Genomic DNA, 24,446 nt, shown 5'->3' with positions numbered 1-24,446 from the left:
CAAGGAGGACGACGATGACCACTGTCGTCGCGGATTTGGCGCGCCTCGGCGCGAACGCCGCCCCAGAGGGCGGCACCTTCATCGACGGGCGCTATCGACCGGCGCTTTCCGGAGAGGTTTTCACGCGGATCAGCCCGGTTGACGGAGCACCTCTGACCGCGGTCGCCGCCTGCGCCACCGAGGACGTCGACCTCGCGGTCGAGGCGGCCCGGCGAGCCTTCGAGGACGGCCGCTGGTCGCTGGCGGCGCCGCGTGAGCGCAAGGCGGTGATGATGCGCTTCGCGGCCCTGATTCGTGAGCAGCGCTCGGAGCTGGCACTGATCATGACCGCCGACTCCGGCAAGCCGATCTCCGCCGCGCTCGGCGAGGTCGACGACGCCGCCGGCGTGCTGGAGTTCTACGCGGAGGCGATCGACAAGCTTGCCGGCGAGGTGATGCCGACGCCGCAGAGCGAGCTCGCGCTCGTCACGCGGGAGCCGCTCGGTGTCGTCGGCGCGGTGGTGCCGTGGAACTTCCCGCTGGGTATGCCGATCTGGAAGATCGCGCCTGCGCTCGCAACGGGCAACTCCGTGATCGTGAAGCCCGCCGAGCAGGCGCCGCTCGTCGTGTGCGCACTCGCCCGTCTGGCCGGCGAGGCCGGGCTTCCCGACGGAGTGTTCAATGTGGTCACGGGATTCGGCGAGACCGCCGGTGCCGCGTTGGGCCTGCACATGGACGTGGACAAGATCTCGTTCACCGGCTCCACCGAGGTCGGCAAGAAGTTTCTCGGCTACTCCGCCCGCTCGAATATGAAGATGGTCTCGCTGGAGTGCGGCGGCAAGTCGGCCAATGTCGTGCTTGCCGACGCCCCCGACCTCGACCGGGCCGCGTCGGAGGCCGCACAGGGCGCGTTCTTCAACCAGGGCGAGGTCTGCAGCGCCGGCACGCGGCTCGTGGTCGAGGCGTCGATCGCCGAGGAGTTCACCGCCCGCGTGGTCGAGGCGGCGCAGGACTGGCAGCCCGGCGATCCCTTCGATCCGGCGACCCGGATGGGTGCGCTGATCGACGCCGGCCATCTCGACCGAGTGGCGAGCCATATCCGCATCGGCCGGGAGGAAGGCGCGCGGGTGGTCGTGGGCGGCGAGCGGGCACGGGTCGAGACCGGCGGTTCGTATCTCCAGCCCACCGTGCTGGCAGGTGTCAACAACGAGATGCGGGTCGCGCGCGAGGAAATCTTCGGGCCGGTGCTGTCGGTCCTCGCCGTCGATGACGTCGTCGAGGCGGTGCGGGTGGCGAACGACTCCATCTACGGCCTCGCGGCCGCCGTCTGGACGCGCGATGTCAGCCGGGCCCACCGGATCGCGCGCCGCCTGCGCGCCGGTACGGTCTGGGTGAACTGCTACAACCGCGGGGATGTGAACGTGCCCTTCGGCGGCTTCAAGCAGTCCGGCTTCGGGCGCGACAAGTCGCTGCACGCGATCGAGCAGTACACACAGCTCAAGACCTCATGGTTCAACCTCGATGGCTGAGCGGATGGCGCGGCCGACTGTGCGCGAGGCAGCCGCGGCCGCAGCCGAGGCCTTCTGGTCCTATCGGGACAGTTCGCCCACGGAGCGTTCGGCTTTCCTCGCCTCCGTCGCCGACGAGATCGAGCGCGATCGTGACTCGATCATCGCGGCGGCCGTCGAGGAGAGCCGGCTGCCCGAGGCGCGCATCACCGGCGAGCTTGGGCGCACGACCGGGCAACTCCGGATGTTTGCCGAGGTCGTCCGCCGCGGCGCCCACCTCGGCGTCCGTATCGACCCCGGCCGGCCCGACCGCGCGCCGCTGCCTCGCGCCGACATCCGCCTGCGGCAGACAGCGGTCGGCCCGGTCGCGGTCTTCGGCGCGAGCAACTTTCCGCTCGCCTTCTCCACGGCCGGGGGTGACACCGCCTCGGCGCTGGCCGCAGGTTGCCCGGTCGTGGTCAAGGGACATCCGGCGCATCCACGTACGGGCGAGCTGGTGGCCGCCGCAGTCTCCCGTGCGGTCGCGGCTCACGACCTGCACCAGGGTGTCTTCTCCTTCCTCGCTTCCTCCGACACTGCTGCCGGCATCGAACTCGGGCAGGAACTGGTGCGCGATCCGCGGATCAAGGCGGTCGGCTTCACCGGCTCGCGCAGCGGAGGAATCGCGTTGCTGGCGGCCGCTGCCGCCCGCCCGGAGCCGATCCCGGTGTACGCGGAGATGTCGTCGATCAACCCGGTGATCGTCCTGCCCGGCGCGCTTGCCGACGACCCGGCCGCGCTGGCCGGGGCGTACGTCGGGTCACTTACCCTCGGCTCCGGCCAGTTCTGCACGAATCCCGGCCTGCTTTTCCTTCCCGAAGGTGCTGCGGGTGACGCCTTCATGGCGGCTGCGGGTTCGGCCGTCGCCGCGGTCACCGGCCGGACCATGCTGACCTCGGGCATCGTCTCGTCGTATGTGTCCGGCACCTCGCGGCTGCGCCGGACGCCTGGCGTGCGGGTTGTCGCCGCCGGCTCCGCCGGTGCACCGGATGCTCCCGCCCCGCATCTGTTCGAAGCCTCCGGCGAGGTCTTCGACCGTCCGGGCTCGCCGCTGGGTGACGAGGTCTTCGGCGCTGCCGGCGTGATCGTCCGTTACCGCTCGATCGACGAGCTCCTGCCACGCCTGGAACGGCTTGACGGCCAGCTCACCGCGACCGTCCACGCGACCGACGCGGACCACGAGGCCGCCCGCCGCCTGCTGCCCCTGCTGGAGACCAAGGCCGGCCGGATCCTCTTCAACGGTTGGCCGACCGGCGTCGAAGTCGGCCACGCGATGGTGCACGGCGGACCTTTCCCCGCGACCGGCGACCCTCGCTCGACCTCGGTCGGCAGCCTCGCGATCGAGCGCTTCCAGCGCCCGGTTTGCTACCAGGACGTCCCCGACGCCCTGCTGCCTCAGCCGACCCGGCGGGCCAACCCGTGGTCGCTGCCGCGCTGCGTCGACGGTGTACCGACAGTGCCTTAGGAGGGCTGGCCAAGTTGCTCATGTAGCAGGTGGGTTGGGGTGTGCCGGTGGTGCGGGTGGTGTCTGGTGGGTACGGGCCGCGGTCGGCCGGACGCCGACATCGTCGTGTCACCGCTGCCGACGCGGTGATTCGTTACGAAATCTCCGAGTCCGTTTTGCGTGTCACCGTCGTTCGGCCACACCCAACCCCTTGTGACGATCCGCCTCCGTGCTCGGAATCGACGGAGGGTCGACCGGCTCGGGAGGCCTGACGGATGCCGGTGTTCGGCCGGTTTCCCGACTGCCCGGACGTCCGCGTGTCCCGGATCGGCGGGCGCTGTGCGGGATACGGTTCGCCCCGCACACCGGGATCCTGCGGGAACTCCTGCCGCAGGAGCCGGGATTCGGTTCGGTGATGACGTGTCGGCGTCGCCTCGGACCGGTCGAGCCAGGCCGGTGGCGATGCGGCGTCGGGACCGCGCACCACGAGTCCATCGGCCGCGGCGGAGCCCCCGGCGCGTCCGCGTACCGACCGCCGGCGCTTCGCGGTGATACCGGTGGGCACGTGCGTCGATGCCGATGGCGTCAACGATCCGGACGAATCCGCTCCGGTCGACGTCGCACGCCCTGTGCGGTCGCCGAGGCGTCACACGATCTCTGCGTGAAAACTTCGGCCTGGCTCCCGGCGCCGTAGGAACCGATCCCGGTTGCCGCGGACCGGGGCGGAGCCGCAGCCGTAGGGGTCGCGGCCGATGAAACCGTCGATCCCGGAGCGGACCTCGCACTGCCGCGCGGCGCTCAGTTTGGTCAACTCCGCCTCGGCCGTGCTCGCGTACTGCACGACATACGCCATCTCAGTCCCCCAGTTCGCGTGGCTTCCCTCGTGGTCGAAGGGCAGGAGGAGGGCGCCGCCGTCAGTGTCTGAATGCCGTGCGCAACGCGTCCGTGTCAGTCGGTCGTCTCGGATGTAGGGGTTGGTCGAGGCGTCGAGACCGAAGAGGGCGTAGATCCTGACCAGGGCCTCGAAGGCGTCGCGTTCGGGGTCGGTGACGGCCGTCCAGGACCGCTGCCAATGCGTGGCGCTCGCGTCGTTCGGCGTGGCGAACCCGGCAAGGCCCGGGTTGCCGCCGGCGGCGAGTTGACGAGGCTGTGCCGGTGAAGCGGTCCGCGACGATGTGGTGTTGCCAGGTCCCCGGGATGGTGGGCAGCACGAATCGGTCGACGAATCGGAAGCACTCCAGGGTGAGTTCGGACAGCGCCACGACGTCCATGCGCGTCGGGGAGCCGAAGTTGGTGCCCATGGACCAGCAGAGCATCTCCTCGGTGGCGACGGCGGCCGCGGTGACGGTTCCCTCGGCGTCGATGGACAACGCCCGTCGGGAATCGGCGAGGAGGAGTCCTCCCTCGTACGGCTTGGGATCGGAGAACACGAACGTGAAGTTGAAACCCGAGCCGCCGCGCAGCGAGTCCTGTTGCCTGAGGTGAGCGCGGAGGCCGTCGACGCGGTGCAACCCGGGCAGGAACCGGTCGCTCGGGCGTCCCGATGTGCTCTGCCAGTACAGGACCGGGTTTTCCTCCCAGCCCAACATGACCTCGAGTTCCCGGGGCGCCGCTTCCAGGTCCCGGCGGGGGACGGAACCGCCCTGCATCCCGACCCCGAACGTGGCAACGGATGCTGCGGCCTCGACGGGCAGGACGGTCCCAACCTCGTCTGCTCACGCTGCGGTACCGACGTCGCCACCAAGCAATCGGACTACTGGACCGACAATCTGATAGCGCTGATGACCGCCACAGTCGTCGACAGCCCCGAATCCTCGACCTGAGCCCGTCCACCTCTGGCGCGTCCTCACCAGGCCCGTGGGAAACGATCACCGCCACGACGGGAACTCGCCTGCGTGTTCGATACTTCCCCGCAGGTCGAACCCGACTCGTCGGGGCGTATTCGCGCAGGCCCGATGCCGATCGACGGGTGACCGCCCTCGGTGGCGCTCCAAGCGGGTTCGAGAGGAGTTCGAGGCCGGTCTGTGAGCTTGGGGCGATCCGGCGGATGGCTGCGGCGAGAAAGCATGGCGACGACTGGCCGTGTTTGCCGGCGGTGACCAACGGAAGCGGGCCGCCGTCGGCGGCCGGGCCGGTCGACACGAGGAAGGACATCCCATGAAGCCGGACGGGCAGCTGTCCGAGGGAGAGCTCTATCTCGACCTCTTGGAGAAGGTGGTCACCAATCTCGTCTACGGTGACGCCCCCATCCCGAACGAGTGGGTACCCGAGACGAGCTTCAACCCCGAGCATCGCGAGAACGGCCAGGACTGGCCGAGCATCGCCCACACGATGGTCGGGCTCAAACGCATCCGCAATGTGCGCCATGTGCTGGACCGGGTCGTCGAGGACGGCGTGCCCGGTGATTTCATCGAAACCGGTGTGTGGCGCGGTGGCGTCTGCATCTTCGCTCGCGGATTCCTGAAGGCGCACGGCATCACGGACCGGCGGGTCTGGGTCGCCGATTCCTTCGAGGGCATCCCCGACACCGGTGCGGACGGCCATCCCCTGGATCGGGCGATGGCGCTGCACCAGGCCAACGAAGTGCTCGGTGTCTCGCTGGAAACGGTACGGAGGAATTTCGAGCGCTACGGTCTCCTCGATGATCAAGTCCGCTTCCTGCCGGGCTGGTTCAAGGACACACTGCCGGACGCGCCGGTGCGGGCACTGGCCGTGATGCGGCTCGACGGCGACCTGTACGAGTCCACCATGGACGCGCTGGAGCACCTGTACCCCAAGCTGTCCCCCGGCGGGTTCGTGATCATCGACGACTACGTCGTGCCGGCCTGTCGAAAGGCCGTCGACGACTTCCGGGAGCGGAACGGTATCGAGGACGCGGTCCGAACCATCGACGAGCACAGCGTGTTCTGGCGCCGCGACGCCTGACAGCATGTGCGCCCACAGGGGCCGGCGGCCGATCCCGGCTGCCGGCCCCCGCTTGCGTGTTCCCCGCCGGCGCCCGGCCGGCGCGTGCTCACGGCGTCCGGAGAGAGATAACCCATCGCGTTGGAAACCGCGCAGACTGTGAACTTGTTGTGTCTGTGGACGTCTTCCCGCTGGTGACGGGGCCGATTACCGTCATGGGCATGACCAACGGGGTGTCTCGAATCGGGTCCAGCGTCGTCGACCACTTTGCCCATTGCGCTCTCGACAGTCCGAGATCGTGCCCCGGCCACAGGCCGGATGTGCGCGGTCGGTCGAGTCGGGCGTAGTCCGCAGGCTCCGCCATCGGTGTGCGTGACCGCCGAGGCACGAGCCGATGCGCGCTGCGGAATGGTCACAGGACGTCCATGGACGGACGGTCGCCGATGTTCCGATAAGCCGGTTCACGGGCACCTCGTCGGATGAGGCAGCTCACGATCTCTTGTCGGCAGCGGCGCGGTCCGATGACGCTCGACGAATTGTCGCGGCAGGTCGAAGGGGAAGAAATTGCCTAGAGTGCTGATCGCAGAAGAAAAGCACATGATCAGAGGTGCCCTGGCTGCACTTCTCCGGTTGGAACCGGACATGCAATTGGTCGCCGAGGTGGACCGCCAGGATTCGATTGTCCGGACCGCCATGGCCAGCCGTCCGGATGTGGCGATCCTGACTTCCGACGGGATGGCGGTCGCCGCTGACTTACATCGCAAATTACCAGAATGTCACACCCTGGTGCTGGCGTCGGAGGCCCGGCCCTGGCTCCTTCGACAGGCGCTCTCGGCGCATGTTTCGGGATTCATTCTCAATGATGAACCACCTGCCCAATTGGCGGAGACGATCCGAAAGGTGGTGGCCGGTGAACGGATATTCAACCCGGATCTCATGTTGAGGGCACTGGACACGGACGGGACACCGCTGACGGCCAGGGAGTTGGAGGTACTGCGACTGCTCGCCAGCGGAGCGGAGTCGATCGACATCGCCAGATCCCTGTCCCTTTCGGTGGGCACCATCCGCAATTATCTGACCAGCGTCGTCACCAAACTCGATGCGAGGAACCGGGTGGATGCCATCAGAATCGCCTCCCAGGCCGGGTGGTTACCGTGACGAGTGCCGACCACAACCCACGGTGCAACGATTTTTCGGGCGGGTGTGCGACGCCGGCGCCCGTCCCCGGTGCCCGGCCGCCTGCGTGCCGTTCCACCGGGGCCGGAGCTCCTCGACAGGGTTACAAGCAGGATTGCACCGGTACCGAGCAGGCGATCGCCTGCCGCTCGAAGTCGAGCCCGTCCGCCACCTCGGACGAATCCAGCAGAGGGTCGCCCACCAGCACCGCCCGGTGCAGGCGGCGCAACCGCGGCGAGGGTTCCAGGCCCAACTCCTCGATCATCGTGTCCCGCAGTTTGCGGTAGCTCTCCAGGGCGTTCCAGGATCGGCCCGAACGATGCAGGGCGATCATGAATTGGGCGCACAGGTTCTCGTGCATCGGATATTGCGCGGTCAGTGCGGTCAGCTCGCTGAGCAGCTCGGCGTGTCGCCCCATCCTGAGCCGGGCCGTCAGGCGTCCCTCCATCGCACCGATCCGGGCCTCGGTCAGTCGCATGACCTCCGGTTCGAGGATCCGTCCGACCTGCACGTCGACCAGCGGTGGCCCGTTCCACAGGCTCAGTGCCTGGGTGAACAGGTCCGAAGCGAGGCTGTCGTGACCGGAATCGACAGCCGCGCGGGCTTCGTTCGAGAGGCGTTCGAACCGGTGGACATCGACTTCTCCGGGCTCGATGAGGAGAAGGTAGCCGCCGTGCCGCGTGACGATGATGTCCTTGGCCGTCCGCCGACGCTCCCGAGCCAGCGCCGCGTCGAGCTTCCTCCGCAGTTGGAATATGTAGGTCTGGAGAGTCGTCGCGGAGCTACGGGGTGGATTGTCACCCCATATCTCCTCGATGAGGGTCGCGACGCTGATCACGCGATTTGCATTCAAGGCGAGCAGGGAGAGAACCTGCCTTGGCTTGCTTGCACTGGGGGTCAGGGAAACAGAGTTTTCCTGTGCGACGAGTGGTCCCAGGATCTTGATCCGCACGACAGGTAATTCCTTTTCGGTAGTCCCCTGTCCGCTCACGGGGTTGCCCCGGCAGGGTAAGGCGTGAAATCTCCGGTCACCCAACCCTGGCACGAGAGCGAGCACCGCCGACAGTGACGCCTTCATCTCGCGATGTGAAATTCGAACCTGATGATTCGTGAGATCGTCATGCTTTCCAAATGATGAGTATCACGTCCCTTCGCCGCATTGCGGGGTGCTCGCGGGGTGGGTCGCGGTGGCGGGTGAATGCGCGGAATCCGCCTGCGTCGTGCTCCTGCGCGTGGCCGAAACCTGGGCCGTCGTGGTGCCCGTCTGGGTCCCGTCGGCGGCGAAGAGCTGCGAGACACCCGAACCCGTGAACGTGTCCGCCTGCTGGAGGGCCTGCTGGTTCACACCGACCCAACCGACGACGGTGCCCGACGGGTCGTGCACGTCGTGCAGGATCTTGAACGAGAAGCGGTTCGTCCCGGTCCGCCACCATGTGCCCAGGCCGCTGCCGCCGAATTCGCCGGGCCCGCCGAAGCTCATGCAGGCCACCCCGCCGGCGGCGAAGGCAAACGTGGCCTGATGCCCGCTGTCCGGCAACGTCACGGTGGCGTCCCAGGTCCCGATCGGCGTCGAACCGGTGGACGAGGGCGGAGCCTCCGCCCCGTGGGCAGCCGCGGGAGTGGGAAGCGATACGCCCAGGGCGACGGCCAGGACGGCCGCCGAAACGGCGGTCGTGATCCTGCTTCGAACCGTGTGAGACATGGCGATCATCCTTGTTGTCGTTCGGGTGGAGAGTCGTGCGTAGTGCGTCGTGCGTAGTGCGTAGTGCGCAGGCGCTTGCGTCCTGCGTCGGGTTCGGGTCCGGGTGCGCGTCCCATCGGGGAGCCTCGGTGGCGCCGGGCGAGACTCGGGCGGCCCGCTGTCAGTCCTCCATGATCGCGACCGCCCTGGCCCAACCGGCGCCCGCGCCGGTGATCTTCACCGGAAAGCAGGACACCAGAAAGCCGTACGGCTCGGGCAACGCGCCGAGATTGGCCAGGCGTTCGATCTGGCAGTACTCGCGGTCGCGGCCGGCGACGTGGGCCGGCCACAACACCGACCGGTCACCGGTCTTGCGGTACCGCTCGATGATGTTCCCGAACGGAGCGTCCAGACTGAACGCGTCCGTGCCGATCACCCGTACCCCCAGATCGAGCAGCAGGTGTACGGCCGGACCGTCGAGGCCGGTGAAATCCGTGAAATATGCGGGGGTGCCCGCCCGTTGGTCGGCTCCGGTGTGCAGCAGCACGATGTCGTTCGGGGCAGGCGTGTAGTCGATTCGGGCGAACTCCTTTTCCAGATGCGCGACTCCGACCGCTCCGACCTCGGCGTCGGTCAGGTCGAGCACGACGCCGCGACCGTAGAACCACTCCACCGGCATCTCGTGGATGTGCCGCGGAACCCCGGTGCCGTAGCCGGCCACGGACCCGTAGTGCGAAGGGGCGTCGACATGGGTGCCGGTGTGGGTGGTGAGGGTGATCCGGTCCAGGGAGAGAAATTCGCCGTCGGGCAATTCGTCCGGGTCGAACTCGATCCCGAAATGTTCGCGCATCTCCGCGCTCATGTGCAGGGCACCCTCCCGAGGCGTGAGTACCTCGTGCACCACGGGATCCGCCTCATAACCCCCGGCATCCACGGGCGAGGAAAGATCGATGATTCGCACGGCCACCTCCGGGTGTCTCGACAGGACGCACCGTCGCCCGAAATGTTGCCGCCGGTCGCTAGAGGTGCGTTGGAGTATCGCTGTAACGCCGACTCGAGTGATGTTCGAACCGCCTGTGGCAGCGTGCGGACACGCAGGCCGTTCCCGTACCGCGACGGAAGGCAGGAGAACCGTGTCCGTAGGGATCGATGATCCGAATTTCGAAAAGATCTACGCCGAAGTGCAGCAGTTCTACGCCCGGCATATCCAGCTGATGGACGAGGGCCGGGCGGAAGAGGCGGCACTGACCTTTGCCGAGGAAGCCTTCATGCTGTCCCCGCCGAAGATCGCCGAGCCGATTCGCGGCCGTGCGGAACTCGGTGCCCGTTTGCGGGAAGCCGCGGACACGTTGCGCGCGGAAGGGGTGCGCTATCGGCGTTGTCACACGATGATGACGGTGGAACCGCGGCCGGACGGTCGATTGTTCGTCCGGGCCTATGTACAGGTGGTCCGGACCCGGGGCGGTGAGTCGGTCCTGCACGCCATGTGCGTATGCGAGGACGTGCTGGTGCGTGAGGACGGCGAACTCAGGGTGCGCGAACGCGTGGTGACCCGCGACGACTGCAGCTGAAATCGACTCCGGCTCTAGCGGCGGTATCTACCTTTCGTGACGTGATCGATTCCAAGAAGAGCACCTCTCCGCGCGGCGTGATCGTCACCGGCGGTGGCACCGGTATCGGTCGGGCCACCGCACGGGCATTCGCCGAACACCACGACCGGGTTCTCGTGGTGGGCCGCAGCGAGGACACGCTCGCAGAGACCGCCCGGGGATACCCGAATATCCATACCCTGTCCGTCGACATCACCGAGCCGGATGCTGCCGAGTCGGTCGTGAATACGGCGCTGAATACGTTCGAACGGATCGACGTGTTGGTGAACAACGCCTCGATCGCCGTTCCGGCGCCGTTGGAGAAGATCGATGCGGCGACGGCCCGGGAACAGTTCGAAGTGAACCTGTGTGCGCCGATCCTCCTCACCCAGCGGACACTCGACGCGCTTGCGGAGACCCGCGGCACGGTGGTGAACCTGAGCAGCGCCGGCTCGCTCGGGCGCCGCGCGTGGCCGTATTTCTCGCTCTACGGTGCGGGCAAGGTCGCCATCGACTTCCTCACCAGAACCTGGGCCGTCGAACTCGCGCCGCGCGGTATTCGCGTCGTGGCCGTCGCCCCCGGGGTGATCGACACGGGCATGGGGCTGCGCATGGGTTCCACGCCGGCGGAGTACGCGGAATTTCTGGAAGGGATGAAACCGCGCACCCCGCTCGGCCGAGTCGGGCGACCCGAGGAGATCGCCTGGTGGGTACGTCAACTCGCCGAGCCGGAAGCCGGCTTCGCGACCGGCACGATATTCGCCGTCGACGGCGGCGCGAGCATCGTCTGAAAAAGTCGCGAGCACCGTCCGAAAAGCATCGGGCCACGTGTGGATCGACTCGTCCGCACGCCGGCTTCGAGCAGTCGAGTCAACGTCGACCCGCTTGCGAGAGATGCGGGGCAACGTTGGTGCCACCGGTACGAATGTAGATTCCATCCGAATGTCGAGGAGTGCTGCGCATGTCGAGCGACAACTACGATGCCACCGGCAGCGGTGTGATCACTTTCGTCAACACTTTCACGGTGCACTGCCCGCCGGAGGAGTTCGAGAAGGTGTTCGTCGAGATATCCGAGTTCATGGCCGCCCAGCCGGGCTTCATCTCGTACTCCCTCTCTCGGCACGTCGACGAGGATAAACGGGATCGGTACGTCAACATCGCCCTGTGGACGGACGTCGAGTCCTGGCGGAACGCCGTCGCACATCCGGGTTTCCAGTCGCATGCCAAGGAGATCCGGGCCCGATCGACGAACGAGGGCAACCTGTACGCCCCGCGGCAAGCCTTCTCGGTGAAGTGAATTCCCCGCCGCGGGTCCGCCGGGCCGCCGGATCCGCGGCGGGGACGTTCCCGAAAGCCGAGGCCATACGCCGAGCGTGTTGTGAGGGCGATCAGAAATGAAGCGTTGTGTCGTGATGACCGGAATCGGAGTCGTCGCACCGGGCGGCACCGGTACCAAAAGATTCCTGGATGTGATTTCCTCGGGGCGCACCATGACCCGGCGGATCACGTTCTTCGATCCCGCCCCTTTCCGGTCGCAGGTCGCCGCCGAGTGCGCCTTCGATCCGGCGGCCGAGGGGCTTTCTCCGCAACAGATCCGGCGGATGGACCGGGCCGCGCAACTGGCGGTCGTCAGCGCCCGGGAGTCGTTGGCCGACAGCGGCTTGGATCTGGGACTGCTCGATCCCGCGCGGATCGGCGTGACCGTCGGCAGCGCGGTGGGCTGCACGATGGGTCTGGAGGAGGAGTACGTGGTCGTCAGCGACGGCGGTCGCATGTGGGAGGTCGACCAGAAGTACGCCGTGCCGCACCTGTTCAACTACTTCGTGCCGAGCTCCATCGCGGCCGAGGTCGCCTGGGAGGTCGCGGCGGAGGGTCCGGTGGCGACGATCTCCACCGGATGCACGTCGGGTCTGGACTCGGTGGGACAGGCCGTGGAATTGATCGCGGACGGAGCCGCGGACGTGATGATCGCGGGCGCGACCGACGCGCCGATCTCCCCGATCACCATGGCGTGCTTCGACGCGATCAAGGCGACCACGCCGAGAAACGACGATCCGGCCACCGCGTCGCGACCGTTCGACCGGACCAGGAACGGGTTCGTGCTCGGCGAAGGGACGGCGATGTTCGTACTGGAGGACATCGACCACGCACGCCGGCGAGGCGCCCACCTGTATGCCGAGATCGCCGGGTTCGCCTCGCGCAGCAATGCCTTCCACATGACCGGTCTGCGGCCGGACGGCAAGGAAATGGCCGAGGCCATTCGGATCGCCATGGCCCAGGCCGAGACGAGGCCGGAGGACATCGACTACATCAACGCCCACGGCTCGGGCACCATCCAGAACGACCGCCACGAGACGGCCGCCTTCAAGCGCAGTCTCGGCGAACACGCGTACTCGACGCCGATCAGCTCCATCAAGTCGATGATCGGCCATTCGCTGGGCGCCATCGGCTCGCTCGAAATCGCCGCGTGCGCACTCGCGATGGAGCACTCGATGGTGCCACCCACCGCCAACCTGCACGAGCCGGATCCGCAATGCGACCTGGACTACGTGCCCCTCGAAGCACGGGACCAGCGGGTGGACACCGTGCTCACCGTGGGCAGTGGATTCGGGGGGTTCCAGAGCGCGATGGTGCTGCGCAAGCCGGAACGGAACCCGTCATGACGGTGGCCGTGGTGACCGGGATGGGCGTGGTGGCGCCGACGGGTCTGGGGACCCGACAACACTGGGCCCGCACGATGCGCGGGGAGGCCGCGATCGGCCGGATCACCGCCTTCGACCCGCAACGCTATTCCAGCACGCTGGCGGGTGAAATCAGCGGGTTCGTGCCCACCGAGCACCTGACCAAGCGACTGCTTCCGCAGACCGATCGCATGACCCAACTTTCCCTGGTGGCCGCCGATTGGGCCCTGCGGGACGCGGCGGTGGAGGTCGCGTCCCTCCCGGAGTTCGGCATGGGTGTCGTGACGGCCGGTTCGGCCGGCGGTTTCGAGTTCGGCCACCGCGAACTGGACAAGCTGTGGCGCAAGGGACCGGAGCACGTCAGCGCCTACCAGTCGTTCGCGTGGTTCTACGCGGTGAACACCGGCCAGATCTCGATCCGCGAGGGACTGCGCGGCCCGAGTGGTGTCCTGGTGACCGAACAGGCCGGTGGTCTCGACGCGATCGCGCACGCCCGGCGACGGGTCCGCGACGGTACGGCTGCGATGGTCTGTGGCGCGGTCGACGGCTCGCCCTGTCCGTGGGGCTGGGTGGCGCATCTTGCCGGCGGCCGGATCAGCACCTCCGAGGATCCGCTGCGCGCGTACCTGCCCTTCGATGTCGACGCCGCGGGGTACGTGCCGGGCGACGGCGGCGCACTGTTCGTGCTGGAGGCCGAGGAAGCCGCACGGGAACGGGGCGTGACCTCGTGGCACGGCGAAATCGCCGGGTATGCCGCCACGTTCGACCCGCCGCCGGAGTCCGACCGGCCGTCGACGCTGCGCCGGGCGATCGAACTCGCCCTCGCCGACGCGAACATCGAGGCGGACGAGATCGACGTGGTGTTCGCGGACGGCTCGGGCCTGCCCGAACTCGACCGTGTGGAGGCGGATGCGCTGCGCGCGGTGTTCGGGCCGTACGGCGTGCCGGTCACCGTGCCCAAGACGATGACCGGGAGGCTCGGTGCCGGTGGAGCCGCCCTCGACCTGGCCACCGCCCTGCTGACGATGCGCCACGGGGAGATCCCGCCCACGGTGAACGTGTCCCGTCCGGTCCCGGAGTACGAACTCGACCTGGTGACCGAGCCGCGGCCCACGGTCGCCTCGGCCGTGCTCGTGGTGGCGCGTGGTTACGGCGGATTCAACGCCGCCATGGTGGTGACGAGGCGAAAGAGTGCCGGCTGAAGACGATGGGAGACGGACAAATGAGTGAGTTGAGGCTGACCGACCTGGTCACGATCCTTCGGGAATGCGCGGGTGAGGACGAGACCTCGAACCTGGACGGGGACATCCTGGACGCGGAGTTCGGCGAGCTGGGATACGACTCGATCGCGATGCTGGAGACCGCGTCCAGGATCCAGATCCGGTACGGCGTGGTGTTGTCCGACGAGGAAGTGGCCGAGGCCACCAGCCCGCGTGTGCTGCTGCACCTGGTGAACCGATCGCTCGCGGAGACCGCGTAGCGAGGACGCGGGTCGTCGTGCGGCGGCTCGCACGACTCCCCGGTGTGAACAGCCCGACAGTGAGCGGCCCGAGGCCGAACAGCGCGGGCCGAACAGCCCCGAGACCGAACCGCCCGAGGCCGATTCACCAAGGCGCCGCCACCCTCGACGAGGGTGGCGGCGCCTTGTGCGCATGCGGGCCGGCCGGTCGCGCCGGGTGTCGACCGGATCAGGACTCGCCCGCGTACCACAGCCGAGGGTCCTCGGTGCGCGGAATCCACGACGGCGGGCCCTGCTCGGTGTTGACGCCCTTGTCGAGCACGACGACGTTGTGGTGCACGTGGACGCCGGTCACCGTCAGCTCGGTCGCCGAGGGCGCACGATCCGCCGGGCGGATCTGCTCCTGATGGTTGAGCCCGTCGAGCAGCTTCTTGACGAATCCCATCGAGGTGGTGGTGGAGTCCAAGTCGGTGCTTCCGCCCCAACCCGGCCAGTAGGACGACTGGGTGTCCTCGATGATGTACCGCCCGCCCGGCCGCACATGCGGGAAGAGCTGTGCGAACGAGGTGAGCACGTGCTCACTGAAGTGGCTGCCGTCGTCGATCACCACGTCGAACGGACCGTGTTCGCGGGCGAACCCGGCCAGGAACTCGGCGTCGCCCTGGTCGCCCTGCACGGTCTGCAGCCGGGGCTCGGTGATGCCGGTCTTGGGGTGGATGTCGAGTCCGTAGATCCGGCCCCGCCAGAAGTAGTGCTTCCACATGCGCAGCGACGCGCCGCCGAGATTCGGATCGTTGTACCCCCCGACCCCGATTTCCAGCACCTTCACCCGCCGGTCCCGCAACGGTTCGAGGTAGTGCTGGTAGTGCGGGGTGTACCAGTGCCCGCCCCACTTGTCCGCGTCGAAACGCACCGCGAGTTCGGTGAGGTCGGTGAACCGCCGAGAGATCGCCTCCACGAGCTGATGGGCGGCCAGTACGGCGGACCGCCGTTGCCGCAGCCACGGGTCGTCGGCGGCAAGGCCGTGCGGCTCGGTCGAATCCGCGATCACCAACTCGCGGGTGGCGTCGTGACGGCCCGGAGAGAACACCGCACGCAGCAGCTCCGACAGATCCTGCCGGTAGATCGCCGGCGGTCGTGGTGCCCGGCCCGGCTCGACCTCGCACGTGCCCGCGCCGAGGGTGAACAGGTAGTGCAACCGCTCGTTGTCGAACCCGAGATCCAATTGCACCGTCGTCTTCGCGATGGGCTCGGGAAGCAGCCGGGTCCGAGCCCATATCTCGCTCAAGAGAGCCTCGGCGACCGACGCGGCGCCCAGTTCCGCGATCGCGGCGTCCGTGTCGGCCGGTGGTAGGTCGGCCGCGGTGATCAGCTCGCTCAGTTGGTGGTCGTCCATGATCGGCTTCATGGCTCACTCCCCTGGAGATAGTCGTCCGGGCATAACGGCGCGCTTAGGGTCACTCGGGACGCTAGGCCCGATTCCTCGGACGCCGCTCAAGGGGTGCTTGATCACCTCGGACTGTTCGAGGGCGTCCCGAGGACGATTCGAGGGCCGCGGTCCACGGTGGGGGAGTGGCGATACGGACGGACAGTGAACTCGGCCGGTCCCTTCTGACGGAGCGGGGTATGCAATGGCTGTACGCACACGGCGGGGACCCCTACGCCGTGCTGATCCGCGCGGAGGACGACGACCGCGCGACGACGACCGCGCGGATCCGCGAGCTCGGGCCGCTCTACCGCAGTCACTCCGGCGCGTGGGTGAGCGGGAACTACGCGCTCGGCAGGAAGATCCTCGGTGATCCGCGGCTGGTTTCCCGCGTCTTGCACGGCCCCTGGGCGGGCGGGTCGGGGCCGGGCGAGGTGTTTTCCGCTCTTCCCGCGGTCGGGTTCGTTCCGGCGTGGGAGGCGACCGATCCCGACCGGTGGGCGAGTATCGCCGAGCGGCGGTGCGCGGCGGTGCTCGGCCGGCTCGGCGATTCCTTCGACCTGGTGGCCGATCTGGTGCGCCCGGTCCTGGTCGGCGTGGTCGGCGAGGTCCTCGCCGTGCCCTCGGCGGAGCGCGCGGCGTTCGGCCGGTGGTGTGGTTCGGCGGCGACGGCGTTGGACGCCGTGTTGTGCCCGCCGACACTCCCGCGGGCCCGGGCGCTGATCGACGCGGTCGAGGGCCTTCGCTCCCTGCCGGCCCGGTCGACCGGTCCGGACGAGGAACTGCTCGCCTTCGCGATGACGGCCTCCGTGGTGGGCTTGGAGACGACGGCGAACCTGCTCGCGAACACGATGCTCGCCCTGCTCGACCGACCGGACCGGTGGCGGCTTGTGTGCGCCGACCCGACGTGGGCGCAAAGCGCGGTGGAGGAGTCGTTGCGGCTCGATCCGCCGGTGCGGCTGGACAGTCGGATCGCGAACGAGGATCTGGAACTCGCCGGGCGGGCGATCACCGCGGGCAGCGAGGTCGTGGTGTGCCTCGAAGCGGCGCACACCGACCCCGAACTGCACCGTGACCCCGGGCAGTTCGATCTGCGACGGGAAACCGTCGCCGACCATCTCTCCCTGTCCGGCGGGCCGCCCTTCGCGGTTGTCGCACCCCTGGCGCGGGCCTCGGCGGTGGCGGTGTTGCGGGTGCTGGCCGCTCGGCTGCCGGCCGTGCGCCGGGCCGGACCCGTGGTGCGACGCCTCCGGGCCCCGGTCACCCAGGGCATCGTGCGGTTTCCGGTCGCCTGCTGAGATGCGCACCCCCGCAGCGAGCCACCCCCCTCTGGAAGGTCCCGCACCATGCGTGTTCTGATCACATCGCTCGCCGTCGAAGCACACTTCAACGGCGCGGTCCCGTTGGCGTGGGCACTGCGCGCGGCCGGGCACGAGGTCCGGGTGGCGAGCCATCCGGCGCTGACCGAGAGCATCACCCGGGCCGGGCTGACCGCCGTGCCGGTGGGTACCGACCACGTCCACCACGAACTCGTCCGCGACCTCGGTGCCGAACTCGACACCTTCTACCGCGACATCGACTTCACCGGGGAACGCGGCGACGACTACGTCGCACTCAAGGGCGCCAACACGCTGCTCACCGCGACGTTCTACGCGCAGGCCAACAACGACTCGATGGTGGACGAACTGGTCGACTTCGCTCGGTACTGGCAGCCGGATCTGGTGATCTGGGAGCCGTTCACCTTCGCGGGCGCGGTGGCCGCGCGAGCCTGCGGGGCCGCACACGCGCGGCTGCTTTGGGGACCGGACCTGTTCCTGCGGATGCGGACGGCGTTTCGGCAGCGGATGGAACTCCTGCCGGCGGAGTCGCACGACGACTCGCTGGAGGAGTGGTTGACCTGGACTCTCGACCGCTTCGGCTGCGCCTTCGACGAGGAGGTGGTGGTCGGCCAGTGGAACATCGACCAGATGCCGCCCGGCGTCCGGCTGCCGTCGGGCCGGCCGACCGTTCCGATGCGCTATGTCCCGTACAACGGCCGGTCGGTGGTGCCCGCGTGGCTGCGCGAGCCGCCGCGACGACCGCGGGTCTGTCTGACCGTGGGGATCACCTCGCGAGACACCGACCATCCGAATCCGGTGTCGCTCGACGAGGTGTTCGAAGCGGTTTTTGACCTCGACATCGAGGTCGTCGCGACGCTCGACGCGGCGCAGCGCGCCGAGGTGACGCGGGTGCCGGACAACACTCGCGTCGTGGATTTCGTGCCGCTGCACGCGCTGCTGCCCGGTTGCTCGGCGGCGATCCACCACGGCGGTGCCGGCACCTGGTCGACCGCCGCGGTGTCCGGGGTGCCGCAACTGGTGATCGCCGGGATGTGGGACAACGTGTATCGGGCCCGGCGGCTGGCGGATCTGGGCGCGGGTCTGTTCCTGCCGCCGGACGAACTCACGGCGGCCGGGCTGCGCGACGGCTTGGAACAACTGCTGACCAAGCCGTCCTTCCGGGAGGACGCCCGACGCCTGCAGGCCGTGATCGCGGCCGAGCCGAGCCCCGCCGACGTGGTGCCCACCCTCGAGGAACTGGCCGGCCGGCACCGCAGAGCGCGCGGGTGACCGGCGTACGTCCGGGATTCTTCGAGTCCTGTTCGATCCGTCCTGTATTTCGCTCCCATAGCTTTTGCTGGCCGGAGCGGCGAACGCCTCGCACAGCACGGGGACGTGTCCTGCCGCCCGTGACATCGGTACCCATGAACGAGGAGGAGCGATGGCGTTGTTCGCCGTACTGGCGACGCAAGCACCTGCCGCGGGCGAAGGCGAGGAGTTTCGACGGCGGTTGCCGGAAGGGTTCGCCTACACGAAGAACCTGGTGGACAAGGGAGTGATCCGGTACAGCTGGGTCCGGGTCGGTGCGGGCGGCGGCCTGAACATCTACGACGTCGACTCGCACGAGGAGTTGCTGGCCGCGCTGTACGGCAACCCGGTCAGCCCGCACCTGAGCTTCGAAGTGATCCCGCTTGCCGAGCCCGGGAGCTTCGACCCGGCGGCCTACCTCCTCAAGTGGGCCGAGCCGTTCGGGGACGACTCCACGGGAGGCCGCGCGTGACCGCCGACACCGCCCTGCTCGATCGCGTCGTCCAGGCGGGGACCGCGCCCGACGCGGAGATCTTCGCCGTGGTCAAGGACGCCGGCCTCGGGGCCGTCGTCGGCGTCCTCGTCGAGGAAATCCTGTTCCGCTGCGACGCGCCGATCAACGTGATGCCCGTCGACATCGCCCTGGACGTCACGCACGAGAGCGAGCGGCATCGGACCGTCTTCCGGATCGTCCGGGACCGGCCGATCGCGATCCTGGACGGCGAGGAACCGGTGATCCGGCGAGAACTGCGGATGAACGTGGTGGACCTGGTGCGCCGGCTGTACGGGCGGGCGGACCATCCGCGCACCGGCGACTTCCACGACGCGTTCCTGCCGACCCGCCCCGCCGACCTGACCGAGCTGCCGGCGATCTTCGCCTCGACCAACCAGGCCTCCGGCGCCCTGCTGTCCGGCTGCACCGTTCCGCGGATCGACCTGGGCGCGCTCTCCGTCGCGTACGGCTCGGACAAGTGGGCGAGCTTCCACTGGTACACGGCGCACTACGAGAAGGAGTTCGCCCCGTACCGCGACCGGCCGGTGCGGATCCTGGAGATCGGCATCGGCGGATTCTCCGGTGAATTGGGTGGGTCGTCGCTGAAGATGTGGAAGAAGTACTTCCACCGCGGCACGGTCTTCGGACTCGACCTGTTCGACAAGTCCGAGCTGAACCAGCCCCGGCTGACCGCTTTGATCGGGGACCAGAGCGACACCGACGGACTGGTCGCCCTCGCCCGCGAGCACGGCCCCTTCGACATCGTCATCGACGACGGAAGCCACGAGAACGAGCACGTCCGCGTCTCGTTCGAGGCCCTGTTCCCCCATGTGCGCAGCGGCGGGCTGTACGTCATCGAGGACCTCCAGACGTCCTACTTCCCGAGGTTCGGCGGCACCGCCGACAAGGTCGCCGGCTCGGAGACCTCGGTCGGGCTGGTCAAGAGCCTGCTGGACGACCTCCACCACCGGGAGCACGCGACGTATCCCGGGCACCCGACGAGCGTGACCGAGGAGTCGGTGGTCGGAGTGCGCGTGTATCGCAACGTCGCGTTCATCGAGAAGGGCGTCAACGGGGAGGACGGCATTCCTCGGTGGATGGACGACGAGGCGTGGATCGCCCTGGGCGCGATACCTCCGTCGGCGGACTGACGGCGGACCGAGACAGAGGGAGAAGCAGCATGGGTCAGAGCCGGCCTTTGCACAAGAGCACGCCGGGCGACGTCGAGTCGGATCCGTCGACCGCGGAACTCCTGGCGGAATTACGCGAGTACCTCCGGCCGGACCCGCCCGCGATCGGGCTGCCGCCGCAGGTGTTCACCTCGCCCCGACTGTACGAAGCCGAACGGGCCCGGATCTTCGGGAGTTCGTGGATCATGGTGGCGCACCGGGACCAGTTGGCGAATCCCGGCGACTACCTCGCGCTGGACATCGCCGGTGAACCCGTCATGGTCACACGCGGCGAGGACGGGCGGCTGCACGGCATGTCGCCGATCTGCCGGCACCGGATGATGCCGCTGGTGGAATCCGGCGCCGGGAGCGCCAAGGACTTCACCTGTCCCTACCATCTGTGGCGCTACCACCTCGACGGCACCCTCGCGGGCGCGACCCACATGCGCGGCAACCCCGACTTCGACCCCGCCGCCTGCCGGCTGCCCGGCTTCGCCGTGGCGGAATGGCACGGCCTGGTGTTCGTCAACCTCGACGCCGGCGCCGCTCCGCTGGACGGCTGGATGGCCGATGTGGAAGGGGACCTGGCCAACTACCGCCTCGACGAGATGGTCCAGGTCGTCTCGTGGACCGAGGAATGGAAGTGCAACTGGAAGATCGCGGTGGAGAACGGCCACGAGAACTACCACGCGATCGGCTTCCATCCGAATACCGTCAAACCCCTCATGACGGGCGGCATCGACATGGAGGTGCGCGCCGACTCGACGTTGATGACGCGACTGCTCACCCGGACGGAGGTGCCGATGGAGACGTTCGTCCTGCCGTTGACCGAGGAGGAGAAGAAGATCCTCTTCAGCTTCCGGTTGTTCCCGTGCAGCAGCGTCGCGACCTTCGGCGAGAGCGTCGCGTGGATCAGCCTCATCCCGCTCTCCCTCGATCGGACGCAGGTGCGCGGCGGCACGCTGATGCCGGCGGCGGCGCTCGAAGGCGCCGACGTGGAGGCGATCCGCAAGCAGACCGAGGCATTCACGGGCGTGATCAACTCCGAGGACCGGCGCGGTCTCGAAGCCGTCCAGCGCACGGTCGGGTCGCGTTTCATCCAGCGCGGGCACCTCAGCCCCAAGGAGCCCGGGCTCCTCGCCTTCTACCGGAATCTGGCCTTCGCGCTGACCGAGGCGGACACGGCCTAGCGGACTGGCGGAACGGGGCGGATGTCGGGTTCCGGTTCCCGCCGCGTGCTCGGCGGGAACCGGAACCGCTGTTCTCGGGCCGACGCGGTCGCCGGGGACGGGCCCACTCGTCCTCGTCCCCGGTGACCGTGCCCGCCTGAGGCCGCGCCGCGTCGAGGCGGCCATCCCGGCGCGGGCTCCGGGGCCGCGTCCGGGGATCGGATCAGTCCGGCGGCCGGATCGACAGGCCGTGCCGAAAGACGTTCCGCGGATCCCAACGCGCCTTCGCCCGTTGCAGCCGCGGGTAGTTGTCCTTGTAGTACAGGGTGTGCCAGGGCGTGCCCGAGGTGTTCCAGTGCGGATCCGCCAGGTCTGTGTCCGGATAGTTGATGTAGGAGCCGTCGTTGATCTCGCCGGGGACCGGGACGCCACCCGTGTCGGCGTAGACGTCCCGATAGAACCCGCGGATCCAGGCGATGTGCCGGTCGTCCGCCGCGGCATCGGTCCAGGTGTCGAGATAGAACGCCTTGAGGACCGCGCTCCGCTGCGCCGTGGCCGTGGCATCGGGCGGCACCGCCGAGACCTTCCCGCCGTAGGCGGCGAACAGGACACCGGCGGCGGGGTTGTCGTAGCTCTCGTCCACCAGCCGGCGATAGACGGCGTCGATCTGGGAGTCGGCGAACGCCTTCCGCAGATACGCCGCCTTGCACTTGGCACGCAACCCGAAGACGTTGCCGCCCCCGCGGGGGTACAACATCGACCGCAGCCACGGTGTGGTGCGCACGTCGTGCGTGTACGGCACCCCGACCCCGTCGTCGAGCGCCGCCAGGTAGTCGCGCAACAGCCCTTCGGCGCCCGGGAGTCCGGCGTCGATCTGGGTGCTCAGGGTGAACACACCCGATTGCTTGCGCAAGGCGGTCATGATGCTGAACAGGGCCGCGTGCGGTGCGTCCGGTTCGTTGTGCCGTTCGTGCCAGCGTCCGTGGTTGCGCAGCAGTCGCCGGAAGGACTGTGGCGTCATCTGCGGCCACGACCATTGCACGTAACTGTCCAGCACCTCGGCGGGCGGGGCGGGCAGCAGTCGGGCGGGGTCGCGGCTGTCGATCCCGGGGGTGCGGAACCAGTACCGGGTGACGATGCCGAAGTTCCCGCCGCCGCAGCCGGTGTGCGCCCACCACAGTTCCCGGTTCGGGTCGGTGGGATTACGCGTGGCCACCACGCTTTCGGCGGTGCCCGAGCGGTCCACCACGACGACCTCGACGCCGTACAGGTGGTCCACGACGCAACCGTGCAGCCGGGTCAGCGGGCCGTAGCCGCCGCCGAGCACGTGCCCGCCGATGCCGACGGTCGAGGTCTGCCCGGCGGGGATGGTCACGCCCCAGCCCTTGAGGAGGGTGCGGTACACGTTGCCGAGCAGCGCACCGGGTTCGATGGCGAAGGCGGCACGTTGTTCGTCGTAGCCCACGGCGGTCATCTCGGACAGGTCGACGAGCACCTGGGTCGCGGGGGAGTCGACGAAGTCCTCCAGACAGTGGCCGCCGCTGCGGGCCACCACCCTGGCGCCGGTACGCACCGCGTCCTGGACCGCCCGCACCACCTGAGCGGTCGAGCCGACCACCCGGACCTCCCGGGGACGGCAGTGGAACCGGGCGTTGCCCGCGGTGGTCAATTCGGCGTAGCGGGGGTCGCCCGGGGCCACCGCCACCGGGCCGAACACCGGAACGCACGCTCGGGTCGAGAAGTCGGCCGGCGACGCGGCGGCGGCCTCGGCCGGCGAGAGGCCGGTCGCGAGACCGTACAGCCCCGCCCCTCCGGCCAGCAGTCCTCTGCGGGATACGTCAGTCATGGCAGGCTCCGGGCCGGTTCACGCGCGCAACAGGTCGAGCGGGAGCACCTTGGCGCCCTGGAAGCCCCGCGGATCGTGGTAGACGAGCCGTTCGCCGGCGGGCACCTCGAAATCGCGGTAGCGGGACAGCAGGGCGCGCAGCGCGATCTTGACCTCCAGCCTGGCCAGCGGCGCGCCGAGACAGAAGTGCACGCCCATGCCGAAGGACAGATGCCGGATCGGGTCGCGGTGGATGTCGAACGTGTCCGGGTTTCGGAACTCATTCTCGTCCCGGGTGACCGACGGGAGCGCCACGCTGACCTGCGAGCCCGCGGGTATGTCCCGACCTCCCAGGTGCACCGTGCGAAGTGCCTTGCGGTCCAGCCACACCAGCGGCGAGCGGTAGCGCAGCACTTCCTCGATCATGGCCGGGATCAGTGCCGGGTCCTCGCGCAACTGCCGAGCGGCCTCGGGGTTTTCGTCCAGGCACAGGATCGCGTTGCCCAACAGCGTGCTCGTGGTCAGGTGGCCGGCGATCAGCAGCAGGGCGAGAAAGCCCACGATCTCCTGATCGTCCAGCGTCACGCCGTCGGTTTCGGCGGCGATCAGGTCGGCGATCAGGCCCTCTCGCTCCGAAGTGCGGTATTCGCGCACGTGGTTGAGCAGGTACGCGTTCATCTCGCGAATCGACGGGGCCATCGCGGCCACGCCCTCCTCGCTGAAGATGGCGTCGATGCCGTTGTCCACGAGTAGCGCGTCCGCCCACTTCCGGAAGAGCCCGCGGTCGGACACCGGCAGGCCCATCACCTCGGCGATGACGGTCACCGGCAGGGGATGTGCCAGATCGGCGACCAGGTCGATGCGCTCGCGGTCGCCGATCGCGTCGAGCAGTTCGGCCGCCACCGCTTCGATCCGCGGTGCCAGCCCGGTGACGAAGCGGGGCGTGAAGCCCTGGCTGACCAGGCCGCGCAGTTCCCGGTGGCGCGGCTGGTCCATGTTCTGGAAGTTGCCCTTCGAGAACGTGGCCAGGTCCTCGTGGTACGGGATGAACTCGCTGAGGTCGTTGGAGAAGGAGTTCGCGTCGGTTGCGACGGTCATCGCGTCGGCGAAGCGGAAGACCCGCCACCGCCCGGTTTCCTCGTCCAGGCCGACCGGCTCGGTGCGCCGTTTGTGTCGGAACAGCGTGAACAGTTCCCGCATCTCTTCGGAGATGTGCGGTCCACCCATCGAGCTTCACTCCTCGCGTTGCGGAAGGAGACGGAGGTTTCGATGCATCC

23 protein-coding genes are annotated in these 24,446 nt (G+C 68.5%); 15 read left to right on the top strand and 8 right to left on the bottom strand.

Translation table 11 applies throughout. The features are described from left to right. Window positions 1-14: 14 nt before the first annotated feature. The gene (locus ACFRCG_RS29450; RefSeq protein WP_380036965.1) at window positions 15-1,508 is read left to right on the top strand and encodes an aldehyde dehydrogenase; all 1,494 of its coding nucleotides are present in this window, start codon (window positions 15-17) and stop codon (window positions 1,506-1,508) included. Next, window positions 1,501-2,991 carry an aldehyde dehydrogenase (NADP(+)) gene (locus ACFRCG_RS29445; RefSeq protein WP_380036963.1) on the top strand — a complete coding sequence of 497 codons (1,491 nt, stop codon included), beginning with the start codon at window positions 1,501-1,503 and terminating at the stop codon, window positions 2,989-2,991. Before ACFRCG_RS29450 ends, ACFRCG_RS29445 begins: the two co-directional genes overlap by 8 nt. Window positions 2,992-3,616: 625 nt before the next feature. On the opposite strand, the gene ACFRCG_RS29440 is transcribed toward ACFRCG_RS29445, so the two are convergent. Next, window positions 3,617-3,823, bottom strand: coding sequence for a hypothetical protein (locus ACFRCG_RS29440; protein WP_380036961.1), 207 nt, complete (start codon window positions 3,821-3,823; stop codon window positions 3,617-3,619). 61 nt (window positions 3,824-3,884) lie between these two features. Continuing rightward, a complete protein-coding gene (locus ACFRCG_RS29435; RefSeq protein WP_380036959.1) occupies window positions 3,885-4,619 on the bottom strand; it encodes a hypothetical protein in 735 nt (244 codons plus the stop codon). A 508-nt stretch (window positions 4,620-5,127) separates the two neighbouring features. Here ACFRCG_RS29435 and ACFRCG_RS29430 point away from each other — a divergent pair. Both ACFRCG_RS29430 and ACFRCG_RS29425 read left to right on the top strand, forming a co-directional pair. Further along, window positions 5,128-5,895, top strand: a complete 768-nt coding sequence (locus ACFRCG_RS29430; RefSeq protein WP_380036957.1) for a TylF/MycF family methyltransferase — start codon at window positions 5,128-5,130, stop codon at window positions 5,893-5,895. Window positions 5,896-6,438: 543 nt separating this feature from the next. Further along, on the top strand, window positions 6,439-7,032 hold the full coding sequence (locus ACFRCG_RS29425) for a DNA-binding response regulator (RefSeq protein ID WP_380036955.1): 594 nt from the start codon (window positions 6,439-6,441) through the stop codon (window positions 7,030-7,032). Between the two features lie 121 nt (window positions 7,033-7,153). Here the strand turns inward: ACFRCG_RS29425 and ACFRCG_RS29420 are convergent, their stop codons facing one another. From ACFRCG_RS29420 to ACFRCG_RS29410, 3 genes are all read right to left on the bottom strand, one after another. Beyond that, window positions 7,154-8,002 (bottom strand): BTAD domain-containing putative transcriptional regulator, encoded by an 849-nt coding sequence (locus ACFRCG_RS29420; protein ID WP_380036953.1) that lies wholly within the window; start codon window positions 8,000-8,002, stop codon window positions 7,154-7,156. A gap of 189 nt (window positions 8,003-8,191) precedes the next feature. Further along, window positions 8,192-8,752, bottom strand: a complete 561-nt coding sequence (locus ACFRCG_RS29415; protein ID WP_380036951.1) for a hypothetical protein — start codon at window positions 8,750-8,752, stop codon at window positions 8,192-8,194. Window positions 8,753-8,912: 160 nt separating this feature from the next. Then, entirely contained in the window at window positions 8,913-9,692 is a 780-nt protein-coding gene (locus ACFRCG_RS29410) for a cyclase family protein (protein ID WP_380036949.1), read from the bottom strand. Between the two features lie 172 nt (window positions 9,693-9,864). Between ACFRCG_RS29410 and ACFRCG_RS29405 the strand changes: the two genes are divergently transcribed. The 6 genes from ACFRCG_RS29405 (at window position 9,865) to ACFRCG_RS29380 (ending at window position 14,481) form a co-directional block, all read left to right on the top strand. Further along, window positions 9,865-10,302 carry a nuclear transport factor 2 family protein gene (locus tag ACFRCG_RS29405; protein ID WP_380036947.1) on the top strand — a complete coding sequence of 146 codons (438 nt, stop codon included), beginning with the start codon at window positions 9,865-9,867 and terminating at the stop codon, window positions 10,300-10,302. 77 nt (window positions 10,303-10,379) lie between these two features. Beyond that, entirely contained in the window at window positions 10,380-11,111 is a 732-nt protein-coding gene (locus ACFRCG_RS29400; RefSeq protein WP_380036945.1) for an SDR family NAD(P)-dependent oxidoreductase, read from the top strand. A 170-nt stretch (window positions 11,112-11,281) separates the two neighbouring features. Then, complete coding sequence (locus ACFRCG_RS29395; RefSeq protein ID WP_380036943.1) at window positions 11,282-11,617, top strand: antibiotic biosynthesis monooxygenase family protein; 336 nt, start codon at window positions 11,282-11,284, stop codon at window positions 11,615-11,617. Between the two features lie 115 nt (window positions 11,618-11,732). Then, entirely contained in the window at window positions 11,733-12,983 is a 1,251-nt protein-coding gene (locus tag ACFRCG_RS29390; RefSeq protein ID WP_380037013.1) for a beta-ketoacyl-[acyl-carrier-protein] synthase family protein, read from the top strand. Continuing rightward, window positions 12,980-14,203 (top strand): ketosynthase chain-length factor, encoded by a 1,224-nt coding sequence (locus tag ACFRCG_RS29385; RefSeq protein ID WP_380036941.1) that lies wholly within the window; start codon window positions 12,980-12,982, stop codon window positions 14,201-14,203. The genes ACFRCG_RS29390 and ACFRCG_RS29385 overlap by 4 nt, the downstream gene beginning before the upstream one ends. A 20-nt stretch (window positions 14,204-14,223) precedes the next feature. Further along, window positions 14,224-14,481, top strand: coding sequence for an acyl carrier protein (locus tag ACFRCG_RS29380; RefSeq protein ID WP_078975341.1), 258 nt, complete (start codon window positions 14,224-14,226; stop codon window positions 14,479-14,481). Between the two features lie 208 nt (window positions 14,482-14,689). On the opposite strand, the gene ACFRCG_RS29375 is transcribed toward ACFRCG_RS29380, so the two are convergent. After that, entirely contained in the window at window positions 14,690-15,868 is a 1,179-nt protein-coding gene (locus tag ACFRCG_RS29375) for a hypothetical protein (RefSeq protein ID WP_380036939.1), read from the bottom strand. A gap of 164 nt (window positions 15,869-16,032) precedes the next feature. On the opposite strand from ACFRCG_RS29375, the gene ACFRCG_RS29370 reads away from it, so the two are divergent. The 5 genes from ACFRCG_RS29370 to ACFRCG_RS29350 all read left to right on the top strand — a co-directional run bounded on the left by ACFRCG_RS29370 (window position 16,033) and on the right by ACFRCG_RS29350 (window position 21,365). Further along, window positions 16,033-17,184, top strand: coding sequence for a P450-derived glycosyltransferase activator (locus ACFRCG_RS29370; RefSeq protein ID WP_380036937.1), 1,152 nt, complete (start codon window positions 16,033-16,035; stop codon window positions 17,182-17,184). Between the two features lie 48 nt (window positions 17,185-17,232). Next, window positions 17,233-18,495 (top strand): activator-dependent family glycosyltransferase, encoded by a 1,263-nt coding sequence (locus ACFRCG_RS29365; RefSeq protein ID WP_380036935.1) that lies wholly within the window; start codon window positions 17,233-17,235, stop codon window positions 18,493-18,495. A gap of 151 nt (window positions 18,496-18,646) precedes the next feature. After that, window positions 18,647-18,985, top strand: a complete 339-nt coding sequence (locus ACFRCG_RS29360; protein WP_380036933.1) for a muconolactone Delta-isomerase family protein — start codon at window positions 18,647-18,649, stop codon at window positions 18,983-18,985. Continuing rightward, window positions 18,982-20,157, top strand: a complete 1,176-nt coding sequence (locus ACFRCG_RS29355; protein ID WP_380036931.1) for a hypothetical protein — start codon at window positions 18,982-18,984, stop codon at window positions 20,155-20,157. Before ACFRCG_RS29360 ends, ACFRCG_RS29355 begins: the two co-directional genes overlap by 4 nt. Before the next feature lie 29 nt (window positions 20,158-20,186). Then, complete coding sequence (locus ACFRCG_RS29350; protein WP_380036929.1) at window positions 20,187-21,365, top strand: aromatic ring-hydroxylating dioxygenase subunit alpha; 1,179 nt, start codon at window positions 20,187-20,189, stop codon at window positions 21,363-21,365. A gap of 202 nt (window positions 21,366-21,567) precedes the next feature. Here ACFRCG_RS29350 and ACFRCG_RS29345 read toward each other — a convergent pair whose 3' ends face one another. Together ACFRCG_RS29345 and ACFRCG_RS29340 are read right to left on the bottom strand one after the other, a co-directional pair. After that, a complete protein-coding gene (locus ACFRCG_RS29345) occupies window positions 21,568-23,190 on the bottom strand; it encodes an FAD-binding oxidoreductase (RefSeq protein WP_380036927.1) in 1,623 nt (540 codons plus the stop codon). 18 nt (window positions 23,191-23,208) lie between these two features. Then, entirely contained in the window at window positions 23,209-24,396 is a 1,188-nt protein-coding gene (locus ACFRCG_RS29340; RefSeq protein ID WP_380036925.1) for a cytochrome P450, read from the bottom strand. Window positions 24,397-24,446: the final 50 nt, after the last annotated feature.

Source organism: Embleya sp. NPDC056575, assembly GCF_042793325.1.
Classification (GTDB): Bacteria; Actinomycetota; Actinomycetes; order Streptomycetales; family Streptomycetaceae; genus Embleya.
Note: the sequence above shows the minus strand (reverse complement) of the source record. Positions and strands in the feature narration are given on the sequence as shown.